The sequence below is a fragment of the Streptosporangium sp. NPDC020145 genome (genome assembly GCF_040631275.1).
GTDB lineage: Bacteria > Actinomycetota > Actinomycetes > Streptosporangiales > Streptosporangiaceae > Streptosporangium.
The window spans coordinates 37,938-50,236 of record NZ_JBEXZT010000043.1 but is presented as its reverse complement, the minus strand read 5'-3'; the positions used below and the strand labels follow the sequence as shown (position 1 = coordinate 50,236).

Sequence of the window (12,299 nt, the reverse complement as noted above, 5' to 3'; positions counted from 1 at the left end):
CCGGTACTGGTTGTTCTTGGTCGATCAACCCATCTACCGGAGACCTCACTTACTTAGCGATCCCGACACACCGGACTTCGAAACAGGACCTAGTCGTCGCCTCGGTGTCCGTCGCGGACCACCGCTAACCCACCGACCCGGGTCGTGATGCCCGCCGGTCCGCGTCGGGCCGAAGCGAGCACGCTGGCCGGTCGGCCGAGGGCGTCGCCCTGCTCCACCTCGATCGTGACCGTCTGCGCCCCTGTCGTGTCGAGCAGGTGGGCGGCCAGGCAGCCGGTGCTGTTGGCGTTGGCGACGTCCTCGTCGACGCCGATCGCCGGCGCGAACATCCGTGCCGCACCCGGTCGGTCGCCCACCGGCGGTACGTACACGAAACAGCCGAGGAGCCCGTACCGCCGGCACGCCGCTGTCAGCCTGCCGAGGTGTGGGTGGACCCGGAGCAGCGCCGACCGGTCGTGGACCGGTACCAGCATGCGTGGTGCGCCGGGCGCGGCGATCCGCGGCGCGTCGGTCGGATGCGCGTCGTCCGCGGTGAGCCCGATCGCGGCGACGATCGCGGCGCTCTCGTCCGGCGCCGGGTGACGCAGCGCGACGAGGCCCTGGTCGAACCACACCTCGATGCCGGCGGGGCGGCGGATCGCCACGGTGTCGAACGTGCGCCCGCCGGTGTGTTGGCGGTCGTTCAGCTCGCCCAGCGCGGTGCGGGTCAACCGGACGGCCTGCGCGGCAACGGTGCCGTGGCCGCAGCCGGACAGTTCGGCGGTGGCGGTGAAGAACCGGACCGGCCGGCCACCGTCCGGCGTCCGCTCCGGGCCGAGGAACGCCGCGTGCGAGGTGCCGGCCGCAGCAGCGACCGCACGCCGGTCCGCGTCCGTCGCCGCCGGGTCGTCGTCGGTGACGGCCGTGGGGCTGCCGCCCCGGCCGTCACGCCGCACGCACGCATCGACCACCGTGACATCCGGCCAGGACATCGGCCCCCCTTTGACGCTCAACGAACCGGCAACCGCGAACGGCGTCGCGCCGACAGCCCGACCCGGCCGCGACGGCCGACCGAACGCGCACCGGAGCGTACCGTCCTGCCTCAGCCGGTGCCGTCCTGCACCGGATAGTGGATGATGACCGCACCGCCGGTGGCGTAGTTGGCGACATCGGCGGCCAGTCGCCGGCCTTGCGGCGACTCCCGCGCCGCGGTCATGGCGGCGGCGTCAGCGAAGTCGCCTTCGAAGACCGCGAAATACGGCGCTTCTCCCGTGGCCGCCACGTCGAAGCTGTAGCGCCACGCAAGCAGGCCGGGCCAATTCATGACCAGCGGAAGGTGGTTGGTCACGTAGTAGTCGCGGAAGTGGTCAGGGTCGGCGGGCTTGGAATACAGGACCACCAACTTATGCATGACGACCTCCGTCCAGAACGCTCCGGGTGACCTGGAAGCTCCTGCTGAGAACTGCCGCCGGCCTCGCTGGGTGCGGAGCATCGGAATCTGGGTGAGGACGGAGGTGGTTTCGAGGAGCGCGTGGGAGTCGGTGGCCGACCGCAGCGGGAGGTCGCCGACGAAGGTCACGACATCGGGGAGGACCCGGGTGGGTCGGGTCGCGCCGGAATCCGTCGTCGAGCACACCGGGCTCGGTGGCCGCGGCCTTCGCGAGACCCGTGAGAGCGGACTCGAAATCGGCGGTGTGCGTGAGTGCGATGTCCGGTGCTGCGGTCAGTTGAAGCGTCATATGCGCAGGTTAGGGCTCGATGTGCAGACGAGGGAAAGACCAATACGGGATAGACCCAGAACGGATCATTATCAATCAGCAGGAAGGGCACATAGCGCCGGATACGGTGAACCTGCGGTACTTCCTGGTGCCGGCGCAGGAGATGACCTCACCCGCGCGGCCGTACGGATCGATATCGCACAACCCGCGCTCAGCACCCGGACGCGCCGATCGAAGGCGGAACTCAGTACTGCTGTCTTTCCCGGTCGATCAGGCGCAGAGACCTCCGGAAACGGACACCTTCGCTTTCAGCCTCAAGAGGGGCCCGGAGCCGTCGCTGACGAGGATGGGCAGAAGACGGTCTCCACAGCCTTGAACATGCCTTCGGCCGGCCCGCTGATGTCCTTGACGCTCAGGGTGGTCGACATCGAGAGCTGACGGCTGCCGTCTTTCGTGTAGAAGGTCATGGCGAGGTATCCGGCGGTGCTCCCGCCCATGAAGAAGCCGTCGAGTTCGCCGTCGCAGAAGGCGGGGCCGCCCCCACCCGGGGGTGGGTCGTTGGGCAACCGGTCCGTCAGGACTCGCTGGAGCGTCGGCGGCAGTAGCTTGCCCTGGGAGAACGCCCTTTTGAAGGCGCTCACGTCGTGCGCGGTGGAGACCACCCCTCCGGCCGCTCCGCCGAAACCGGCGTTGAACCGGTCCACGTCGCGCAGTTCGCCGTCGGCGTCGGGGTAGTAGCCATGGCCGTGTGGCCCCTTGATGCCTTCCGGCGGCCTGACGGGAAGGTAGGTCCTGGTCATCCCGAGCGGGCCGAACAGGTGCCTGTGCAGTTCGGTGGCCAGGTCGTGGCCCGTCAGCCTCTCGATGATCATGCCGAGGAGGGTGTAGTTGGTGTTGGAGTAGGAGTATTTCTCACCAGGTTCCCCGGTACGGGGCCGACCGCGGCTCCACTTCACCAGATCGAGCGGCTGATAGGGGGTCGTGAAGTCGAACACGTCGAACGAGACGTCTCCCTCGCTCCCGTCCGGGTTCGGCTCCTTGGCGTACCAGTCGGGAATGCCGGAGGTGTGCCGGAGCATCTGCCGTACCGTGATCTCATCGGCGCGCGCCACCAGGTTCTCCTTCGCCACCACCGGCAGCAGGTCGCCGAGCTTGTCGTCCACGCCCAGCCTGCCCTCCTCGACCAGTTGCAGCACCACGGTGGCCACCATCTCCTTGGTCTGCGACCCGATCCGGAAGCGGGCGTTCGTGGGTATCCTCCCGCCCCTGCCGTTCAGCAACCGGGAGCCTGCGCTGCCCAGCCCGATGGATCTCCCATCGACGTAGGCCCCGCCGACGGCCCCCACGACCCCGGGGACCCTGGCCAGTTCCTCCATCGCCCTCTGCACGTTCCCGGCCCGCGCCGGAGCGGCGGTGGCGGGCCCGGCACAGGCCATCATCAACATGACGACACCGGCGGCGCCCCACACCGGCGAACGCCAACCCCGGTTCCTGTCATCAGTCACGCCTTCTCCTTTTCGTGATCATCTTCGCCGTGGCCTTCCGCCCGAAGGACGGTCACGGCCGGCTCATCTCGCCCTGCTTGACGGGGGAGACGCCCCGGCCCGACGCAGGCACCGGGTCATGGCCTCACATCGGGCCGGGCCCCCTGGGCAGGCGGCCCGTTCGGCTTCGACCCGTCGACCGGTACGGTCACCGTGCCGCAGACCGCCTCCGACCTGGCAGGCAGGGCTTCCAGCCCACGGAGAACGGTTCAGGTCAGGAGCGGTTCGAGGCCCTGCTCTCTCGCCGTCGACCTCGTCCACTGTCGATCGGCCGCATCCCAGCCGCGTCCGCGCCGTGTCATGGTTGTGTCACGGCTGCGCTGACGGTGGTCGCTGTCGAGAAATCACGGCGTTCGACGGGCGGCGCGTACGCATTCGGTACCACTCATGGTTCGTGTCGAACGAGCCGTACGCGATCTCATCCGGCCCTGGGACCGGCTGTACGCTGCGGCCCTGCGCGGACCGCCTACGCCAACGGCTCGAACCCGCGCCGACGGGGGCCCGTCGACCGTCCTGCTCGCTCTCCCCAATGGGTGACGCCGCAGAAGTCCGCCAAGGAGAGCGGACAGGTCATATCCGCTGCCACAGGGCGGGGGTGTCCTCCGGTGCCCACTCGGGCATGGAGAAGTGGTCGACAAGGCACCTGTACATAGCGGAACGGTTGGTCAGGCCGTAGACGAGGTCGCCGACTTCGTAGTTCCAGTAAGGCATCCACACGATGCTCGTGACCGCACTGGCCTGGCGGCCGGTGGACGCGATCGCGGGGGCGGGCGCGAGTGCGGCCAGGATGCCGGTGCTCAACGCCGTCGCGAGGAGGACCGCGAGTAAGCGGCGAATTCTCATGGGTGGCTCCTCATGGCCAAGTGAGAGGGCACCTTCAGGTGAGCACCGATCGGCGGGGACGGGGACCTTCCTTTTCGCCATATTTCGGCTGAATGGTCCCGCCCCGTGGCTCGCCGGATCGGACCCGAATCGGCTCGGCTCAGTTGACCGGCGGTCGCTCCGCCTTCCTGTTGGGGCGTTGGAGCGGGTTGCCTGACGGTTGAGGACACGGTCGCAGGAAGGACCTCCTGCCCGCCGGACGTAGATCCCGGGTTTGGTAACTCTAAGTAGTTGGTAGATATCTGTGTGTTACTGAACCCTTCTGGTTACAGGAGTCCCCTGTGCGATCGCGCTTCCCCCGACTCTTCTCCCACGCCCTCGCGACGGTCCTCACAGTGATCGTCTCCGGATACGCGCTCCCCGCGTCCGCCGCTTCAGGCACCCCGCGGACGACAGTCCCGCTTCCCGAACTGACAGCGCTGAAGACGCAGCTCGACCGGCTCGCCCAACAGGGAAAAGCCGGCAACGCGCAGTACTGGTACATCAACGCCGCCGAAGGCAAGGTCCGCATCGCGGTACTGAAAGGTCCCCTCGATGTCACGACCAGATCCTTCCTGACGGCCGGCCCCTCCGATCTCACCAGCACGTTCACCGTGGATGAGCCCGTCAGGCCCTATGTCTCCACCGCGACGGCACCGCTCCGTCCGCCGATGACCGGCTCCGCCGCCCTGGCCGAGACCGTCTACGGGGGCCAGCAGATCGTGACCCAGAGCGGCGTCTACTGCACGACCGGCTTCAACGTCACCAGGAACGGGCAGCCGGCCGTCCTCACCGCAGGACACTGCCGCAAGGCCGGGATCACCTGGGGTCTGGCCGGCCAGCTCCTGGGTAGGATCACCGATTTCCACTATCCGGGCGGCGACATCTCCTACATCACCCCCGCCACCGGCTGGCAGCATCCCTCGGCTGTCCGTCAGGCCGACGGGAGCATCCAGCCGATCACCCGGTTCGGCAGGCCGTCGATCAACCAGGAGCTGTGCAAGACCGGCGCCACGACCGGCACCACCTGCGGCACGGTCGTCAGCCTTGACGTCACCACCAACTACGGTGACGGGCCGGTCTACGGCCTGGCCCTCACCACCGTTCAGGCGGCCGAAGGAGACAGCGGCGGCTCGGTCTACGAGGGCTCCACCGGGGTCGCCCTGATCAGCGGAGGCCCCGAGGGCGGAGGGGACGCCCTCGTATACCCGCTGCCTTGACGTCACCCATCGGCTTCCGGTTCGATCAACCACGCCGGGGGCCGGTGACCCGGTGGTTCCCATCGCACGATCACCGCGAACCCGGGCTTGTCCTGGCCCACCCTCGGTGACCCGCCGCCTCGGCTCGCCTGTACCGGCCGCCGTAGGCCGTACTCGGCGGTTCCTTGTTCCCGCGTCGACGCTGGGTGAGTGATCCGGCGGCGCTCACAGGTGCGGTCCTCATCGGTCGACGTCGGCTCGGCTTTCCGGCCCCTGATGCCGACATCCCTCTGGGCGGCGGCCAAGCCCTCGCGCCTTGTCCGTCTACGGGCTTCAGGGGCGGGCGACGAGAAGACCACGTCGCGACGCGGACGTGCTTGGGCCCGGGGCAGGCCCGCGGTCGCTGTCATGTCTCGGGCGCAACGCCCAGTGATCGGACGAGCTGGGTCAGTTCTTCTTGGAAGAGCTTGTCGGGGTTGATCGTCTGGGTGTGCAGGTGTCCGTAGATCTCCAGTGACACCAGGCCGTGCAGATGGCCCCAGATGCGTAGTGCGAGTGCCACGCCGGCCGGTGGCAGGTCGGGAAACGCCGGACGAACCTTGCCGAGCAGCCCGTCGTCGAAGTCGGACCACTGGAAGTCGCTGTGCGCGTAAAGAGATTCGGCGTACGGCCAGGCGGCGTCGGCGAGGGCGGCGATGCCGGTGCAGACCCGGTGTGCGGCGTCCGGGGCGGCACCGCCCTCGGGTGCCTGGTAACCGGGCACGGGGTCGCCGTAGATGAGGCGGAATCCCTCGGGGTTGGCCAGGGCCCAGTCCCGGAACGCTCGCGCCCATGTCTGGATCCGACCGGCCGGATGAGCGGCGGCGGCTTCGGCCCATGCGGAATCCACGGCGTCGGCCAGTGCGGTGTACACCTCGTTGATCAGTGTGGTGACCAGGTCGTCACGGGTGGCGAAGTAGCCGTAGATCGCGTTGGCGGTCATGCCCATCTCGCGGGCGATGGCCCGCAGGGTGATCGCGTCGGGTCCGCCCGTGGCCATCAGCTTGAGCGCGACCTGCTTGATCTCCGCTGTGGTCTCGGCCCGCAGCCGTTCGCGTCGTCCTCCCATGCTTCCCACAGCGATCACTCTACAGCGTCACTTGGATGACTGGCGTACGGAAACTTCACGCCGTATAGTTCCTTCACGCCACTCAATGAACAGGGAGACCCATGCGCATCGGAATCATCGGAGCCACCGGCGGCATCGGAAGCCGTGTCGTCACCGAAGCCCTCCTGCGAGGGCATCACGTCACGGCGCTCACCCGCGACGCCACCCGGATCGGCGAAGAGCAGAAGAACCGGGAGAACATCGTCTGGAAGACCGTTGACGTCCTCGACGCCGAAAGCATCGCCGCGGTCCTGCCCGGAATGGATGTCCTGATCAGCGGGTACCAGCCCGGCAACGCCGCCCGAGACCTCGACGACACCGTGTCGCGTTCGATCGCCGACCCCACGGTCTACGCCGCCGCCGCCCGGGCGCTGCTCAAGGCGCTGGAGAGCCACCCCCGGACCCGGCTGATCGTGATCGGCGGCGCGGGCAGCCTGGAAATCGAGCCCGGCCTCACCCGGGCGGACTCCGACGAACTCCTGCACCGGAGCCTCGACCAGCTGGGATTGCCCAGAGAGTACGCGGCCGCCGTGCGCGGGCACCGGGACGCCCTGAACGTCCTGCGCACCTCCAACCGGCTGTGGACCTACTTCAGCCCGGCAGAGGAGATCGCCCCCGGCCCGCGCACCGGCCGATTCAGGATCGGCGGCGACCAGCCGGTCCTCGACGCGGACGGACGCAGCCGCATCTCCTCGGAGGACGCCGCCGTCGCCCTCGTCGACGAGGCGGAACTGCCTCGATTCGTCCAGCGGCGCTTCACCATCGGCTACTGAACCGCCGTCTCCTTGGCGCCTGTCCCGCCGGCGGCGGGTTTCAGCGAGCGGGGGCCGACCACTCCACCAGCGGCGGGCGGACGGCCGCGCACAACGGGTGACCGTGGGAGTCCGTCAGCCCCAGCCGCGCCACCAGCAGCCCGCCTTCCACCGCGGTGTCCAGCACGGCCGCGGGAACTCCGTCCAGCATGAGCTTCGCGCGGCGGAACATGGAGAACACCCCGGCGTCGTCGACCGCCCCCCACGACAGGTACACGAACCGGCCGCCCGGCCTGCCCTGCACATACGGGCCCCGCAGGTCCCACCCGGTCTCCCTGCGGCTCGTGGTCGCCTCCAGCTCCCAGACCACCGAGGCAACGTCCGCCGGACGCGGGTCGAGCAACTCGCCGGGGTGCTCCCTTCGTTGCACTCCCACGTGAATGTTCCGGTAGCCCGGGAAACCCGGTGCCCGCTCGCACTCCCGTCCCGGCAACTCGGACGCCTCAATACGGATCAGCATCCCTGCATCATCCTCCACCGGGCTGACGGTCACCGCGTCCCGGAGGCCGTGGGCGGAAGAGCGGGGACCCCGCACCTGGAGGTCCCGCTCAGCGCAGCCGTTCCTCGATCAGGGCGGACAGCCGGTCCAGGCCCTGACCGACCGTCTCCGGGGTGACCTGGCTGAGGGAGAGCCTGAGCTGCCGTTCCCCACCGCCGTCCGGGCAGAAGTGCGACATCGGCGTCCAGATGACGCCGTGGTGGCTCGCCGAGTGTTCGAGCAGTTCGTCGTCGACCGGGAAGGGGACGGTCACCACGAGGAAGAAGCCGCCGGACGGGGTGGTCCAGGTGACCCCGCGTCCGGGCGGGAAGCGTTCGGCCAGCCCGTCAAGGACGAGCCGCAGGTTCCTGCGGTAGAGGTCGATCTGCCTGCGGTTGGCCGCGCGGAGGCTGCAGCCGTGCTTGAGCAGGGCGCCGCCGATGACGGCCTGGGCGATCGGCGAGGTGTTCACCGTCGTCATGCTCTTGATCATCGCCAGCCGGTCGGCCAGGAGCGACCCGTCGGAGATCCGCTGGTCGGCCACGACGTAGCCGATCCTGGCGCCCGGCAGCGCGGTCTTGGCGAAGGATCCCAGGTAGACGACCCTTCGCTCGGTGTCCATGGCCTTGAGGGTCGGCAGCGGCTCGCCCCCGCCGAAGAAGCCGTAGGGGTTGTCCTCAAGCAGGAGGATGTCCTCGGCCGACGCCAGGCTCAGCACCTCCTGACGCACGTGAGGGGGCAGGCTGACCCCGGTGGGGTTGGCCGCGTCCGGCACCAGGTAGAGGGCGCGGGGTCGCAGCCCCCGGGCTCTGGCGCGGTCGATCTGGGCGCGCAGGTCGGCCAGGTCCAGCCCCTCCTCCCCGCCGCGCACCGGCCAGACCGGCAACCCGGTCAGCAGGGCGGCGCCGGTCAGGCCGACGTAGGTGGGGGAGACGGCCAGCAGCACGTCCCGCGGCGTCGTGGCGAGCGCCCGCAGCACCAGGAACATCGCCTCCTGGCAGCCGACGGTCACCACGATCGACTCGGCGGGGACGTGGACGTCCTCGTCGACCCGCAGGTGTTCACGGACCAGATCGTGGATGATTCCCTTGGTCCTGCCGTACTGGAGCAGCAGGCTCCGGGCCTCCCGCTCGGTCAGGCCCCGCTCGGTGCGCAGGTGGTCGTGGAAGACCTCCAGGTACTCGTGGACGTCGGCGACGTCGAAGAAGTCCTCGGCCGGTCGCCCGGCGGCGAAGGAGATCGCCGCCGGGTAACGCATCGATATCTCGTTGAGCAGGTTCATCGAGCTCATGGCCGGGTCGGTCAGCGAGCCGTGCAGGTCGTCCAGGCTCAGGTCGTCTCGGAGTGGCGTCCGTACGGTCATGGCGTCTTTCCCGGGAAGTAGGGCATGCGGGCGACCCGCAGGCGCGTCGCGGACCGCAGGTCCGGGCAGCCCGCGAGCCCCAGGGCGTTGCGCAGTTCGGTTTCGAGGAGGGAGAGCACCCGCGCGCAGCCGCTCTCGCCTCCGGCCGCCAGGCCCCAGATCACCGGCCGGCCGAGCAGGACGCCGGAGGCGCCGAGCGCGAGGGCCGACAGGATGTCGGAGCCGCTGCGGATGCCGCTGTCGACCAGCACCTGGAAGCGTGAGTCCGGCAGCCCCGCGACCGCCTCGGCCACGGCGGGCAGCGCCATGGCCGCGGGGACGGCCTGGTCGAGCTGGCGGCCGCCGTGGTTGGAGACGACCACGCCGCGCGCCCCCTCCGCCGCCGCGCGCACGGCGTCCTCGGGGTCGAGCACCCCCTTGAGCAGCAGGGGAAGCCGGGTCTGGCCGCGCAGCCAGGCGATGTCGTGCCAGGTGACGGCGGGGGAGAAGATCTCGGCGGTGTGCGAGGCGATGGCGGAGGAGTCCCGGGCCGACCGGTGGGCGCGGCCCGAGGAGCCCTCGTCCAGCAACGCGGCGCGGACCGTCGGCGGCAGGGTCATGCCGTTGGCCGCGTCCCGCAGCCGCCGCCCCATGAAGGGCACGTCGACCGTGACGACCAGCGCCTCGACGCCCGCCTCCTCGGCCCGCCGTACCAGGTCGAGGAGGCGGCCCCGGTCGCGCAGCCAGTACAGCTGGAACCACAGGACCGCGCCGGTCTCGGCGAGTTCCTCAAGGCCGACGCTGCTCAGCGTGCCGACGGTGAAGGGCACGCCCGCCGCGGCGGCGGCCCGCGCGGTGGCCAGTTCCCCCTCGGGGTGGAAGAGCCGGTGGTAGGCCACCGGCGCGATCGCCACCGGCAGGCTCGCCCCGCTGTCGACGAGCGTCGTCTTGGTGTCGCAGCCGGAGACGTCGGCCAGGACGCGGGGGACCAGGGCGACGCGGTCGAGCGCCGCCCTGTTGCCCGCGACCGTCCACTCGCGTTCGGCGCCCCCGTCGAGCCAGTCCCAGACCGAGGTGTCCAGTACGGCTCTCGCCTCGGCCGCGAAGTCCGTCACGGCGAGCCGGGTCATTCCGCGCTCCCCGGGCTCCCCGGGCTCCCCGTGCTCTCCCTGGCGCTGTTCTGCAGTTCGACCGCCTCGTACAGGGCGCGCACGTTGTTGCTGCCGAAGGTCTTGGCGCGGGCCCGTTCGATCACCTCGAAGAACAGGGTGCCGCGTGGGTGCTCGGAGCGGGTGAAGATCTGGTAGAGCTGGCCGTCGTGGTCCTGGTCCGCCAGCAGGTGCAGGTCCTGGAGCTGCTGCACCGAGTGGCGCATCGGGGTGAGCCGGTCGAGCAGCCGGTCGAAGTAGACCTCGGGGGCGCGCAGGAAGGGCACGCCCCGCCGGGCCATCGTGCCGACGGTCTCGACGATGTCGTGCGAGTCGAAGGCGACGTGCTGCACCCCTGCGCCGCCGTGGTCGGCGAGGAAGGTGACGATCTGGCCGCCGGAGTTCACCGAGAGCGGCTCGATCAGGGTGAAGGTGACGGTCCGGTCGGCGTTCTGCACGACCGTCGAGTCCATGCCCAGCGCACCGATCTCGATCCGCTCGGAGAAGATGGTGGAGAAGCCGAAGACCTCGTTGTAGCGGCGGACTGTCTTGTCCAGTTCGCCCAGCGGCAGGCAGATCGCGAAGTGGTCGATGGTCCGCAGCCCGACCCCTCCCGCGCCCGGTGACAGCGGGTCGGGTAGCCCGGGAATCCGGTCGGCGGGGACGCCGGGGGCGCGTTCGAGGAGGGTGTGCGCGACGTCGCCGAAGGCGGAGACCGTGGCGACGACGCATCCGGCGCGTCCGGCGGGCCGGGACAGGCCGTCCGCGCCGCGTTCGATCAGCTCGGTGTAGACGGCGCCCGCGTCGGAGGCCCGCAGCACGATGTCGGCCACGCCGTCCCCGTGCCGTCTCAGGTAGCCCGTGGCCGGGTGCTCGGCGCACAACGGCTGGGTGAGCAGGATGCGGATGCCGCCCTGGCCGAGCAGCGCCGACAGCTGTTCCTCGTAGCCGGCGCGGCGGCTCGGCGGGATCAGCAGGTCGAAGCCGTAGCCCGTGGTGAGCCGGTCGATCTGCGAGGCGATGTCCTCGACGTAGAGTTCGATGTGGTCCAGGGTGACGTCAACAGGCATGGTGCTCTCGTTCTTGAGGGTGGACAGTGCGGTGATCACCGCGTCGTTCGCCACCTGGTCGCCGACGGCCAGCCGGATGGCCCGTCCCGGATAGGTCCGGGCGGCCACGCCGTGCCGTTCGAGGGCGGCTCGCGCGAGGTCGAGCCGGGCGGGGTCGCCCGCCGTGATCCACAGGAAGTTCGTCCGGCTCGGGGTGACCGACCAGCCGAGTTCGACCAGCTTCCCGCGCAGCCGGTCACGCTGGTAGGAGATCAGCCGGATGCGCTGCCGTACCTCGTCGTCGGCGGCGATCGCGGCCTGGACGGCGGCGAGCTGGAGCTGTCCGGGGGTGTAGGGGACCTGGTGCGGGGTGACCCGCTCGACGATCTCGGCGTTGGCCAGCGCGTAGCCGATCCGCAGCGCGGCCAGGCCGTGTGACTTGGAGAAGGTGCGCAGGACCACGAGGTTGGGCCAGTCGGCCAGTCGGCCGGCCACCTCGGGCGCCCCCAGGTCGGGGGCGAAGTCCACGTACGCCTCGTCCAGCAGGATCACCGCCGAGGGCGGGACCAGGGCGAAGAAGGCGGTCAGCTCGTCCCAGGTGTAGACCGTCCCGGTGGGGTTGTGCGGGTTGCACAGGACGATCAGCCGGGTCCGTTCGTCGATCCTCCCGGCCATGGCGGCCAGGTCGTGCCGGGCGTCGGCGCCGAGGGGCACGGCGACCGACTCGGCCTGGGCCATCGCGCAGAGCATGGGGTAGACGTCGAAGCAGGGGTCGCTGTGCAGGACCGCGTCGCCGGGGCGCAGCAGACCGCGGAACAGGTCGTGTGCGACGCCCGCGGAGCCGGTGCCCACGATCACCTCGGAGTCCTGGACACCCTGCCAGGCGGCGATCGTCCGGGTCAGCGAGGCGGGCCGGAACTCGGGGTAGCGGTTGAGGCCGTCGATCGCCCGGACCAGGGCGGCGCGGACGGAGGGCAGCGGCCCGAAGGGGTTCTCGTTCTGTGCCAGAAGGTGCTTCATCA

11 protein-coding genes are annotated in these 12,299 nt (G+C 70.0%); 2 read left to right on the top strand and 9 right to left on the bottom strand.

Annotation, left to right across the window (positions count from 1 at the left end; genetic code table 11):
• Positions 1–89 precede the first annotated feature (89 nt).
• The 4 genes from ABZ463_RS39365 to ABZ463_RS39350 all read right to left on the bottom strand — a co-directional run bounded on the left by ABZ463_RS39365 (position 90) and on the right by ABZ463_RS39350 (position 4,084).
• Entirely contained in the window at positions 90–971 is an 882-nt protein-coding gene (locus tag ABZ463_RS39365) for a PhzF family phenazine biosynthesis isomerase (protein WP_362784815.1), read from the bottom strand.
• A gap of 110 nt (positions 972–1,081) precedes the next feature.
• On the bottom strand, positions 1,082–1,390 hold the full coding sequence (locus ABZ463_RS39360; RefSeq protein ID WP_352012410.1) for an EthD family reductase: 309 nt from the start codon (positions 1,388–1,390) through the stop codon (positions 1,082–1,084).
• A 621-nt stretch (positions 1,391–2,011) separates the two neighbouring features.
• Positions 2,012–3,202: a serine hydrolase domain-containing protein gene (locus ABZ463_RS39355; protein WP_362784812.1), complete on the bottom strand. Its 1,191-nt coding sequence runs from the start codon at positions 3,200–3,202 to the stop codon at positions 2,012–2,014.
• A gap of 609 nt (positions 3,203–3,811) precedes the next feature.
• Positions 3,812–4,084, bottom strand: coding sequence for a carbohydrate-binding protein (locus tag ABZ463_RS39350; protein ID WP_352012412.1), 273 nt, complete (start codon positions 4,082–4,084; stop codon positions 3,812–3,814).
• A 320-nt stretch (positions 4,085–4,404) separates the two neighbouring features.
• Between ABZ463_RS39350 and ABZ463_RS39345 the strand changes: the two genes are divergently transcribed.
• Positions 4,405–5,322, top strand: a complete 918-nt coding sequence (locus ABZ463_RS39345) for a S1 family peptidase (RefSeq protein ID WP_362784809.1) — start codon at positions 4,405–4,407, stop codon at positions 5,320–5,322.
• Between the two features lie 385 nt (positions 5,323–5,707).
• On the opposite strand, the gene ABZ463_RS39340 is transcribed toward ABZ463_RS39345, so the two are convergent.
• Complete coding sequence (locus ABZ463_RS39340) at positions 5,708–6,409, bottom strand: TetR/AcrR family transcriptional regulator (protein ID WP_352012428.1); 702 nt, start codon at positions 6,407–6,409, stop codon at positions 5,708–5,710.
• 101 nt (positions 6,410–6,510) lie between these two features.
• On the opposite strand from ABZ463_RS39340, the gene ABZ463_RS39335 reads away from it, so the two are divergent.
• Positions 6,511–7,221, top strand: a complete 711-nt coding sequence (locus ABZ463_RS39335) for an NAD(P)H-binding protein (protein WP_362784806.1) — start codon at positions 6,511–6,513, stop codon at positions 7,219–7,221.
• 40 nt (positions 7,222–7,261) lie between these two features.
• On the opposite strand, the gene ABZ463_RS39330 is transcribed toward ABZ463_RS39335, so the two are convergent.
• The 4 genes from ABZ463_RS39330 to hppD form a co-directional block, all read right to left on the bottom strand.
• A complete protein-coding gene (locus ABZ463_RS39330) occupies positions 7,262–7,720 on the bottom strand; it encodes a DUF5990 family protein (protein WP_352012415.1) in 459 nt (152 codons plus the stop codon).
• Between the two features lie 88 nt (positions 7,721–7,808).
• Positions 7,809–9,101, bottom strand: coding sequence for a PLP-dependent aminotransferase family protein (locus tag ABZ463_RS39325; RefSeq protein WP_352012416.1), 1,293 nt, complete (start codon positions 9,099–9,101; stop codon positions 7,809–7,811).
• The gene (locus ABZ463_RS39320; protein WP_362784802.1) at positions 9,098–10,210 is read right to left on the bottom strand and encodes an alpha-hydroxy acid oxidase; all 1,113 of its coding nucleotides are present in this window, start codon (positions 10,208–10,210) and stop codon (positions 9,098–9,100) included. The genes ABZ463_RS39325 and ABZ463_RS39320 overlap by 4 nt, the downstream gene beginning before the upstream one ends.
• Positions 10,207–12,297 (bottom strand): 4-hydroxyphenylpyruvate dioxygenase, encoded by a 2,091-nt coding sequence (gene hppD, locus ABZ463_RS39315; protein WP_362784799.1) that lies wholly within the window; start codon positions 12,295–12,297, stop codon positions 10,207–10,209. The genes ABZ463_RS39320 and hppD overlap by 4 nt, the downstream gene beginning before the upstream one ends.
• Between the last annotated feature and the right edge of the window lie 2 nt (positions 12,298–12,299).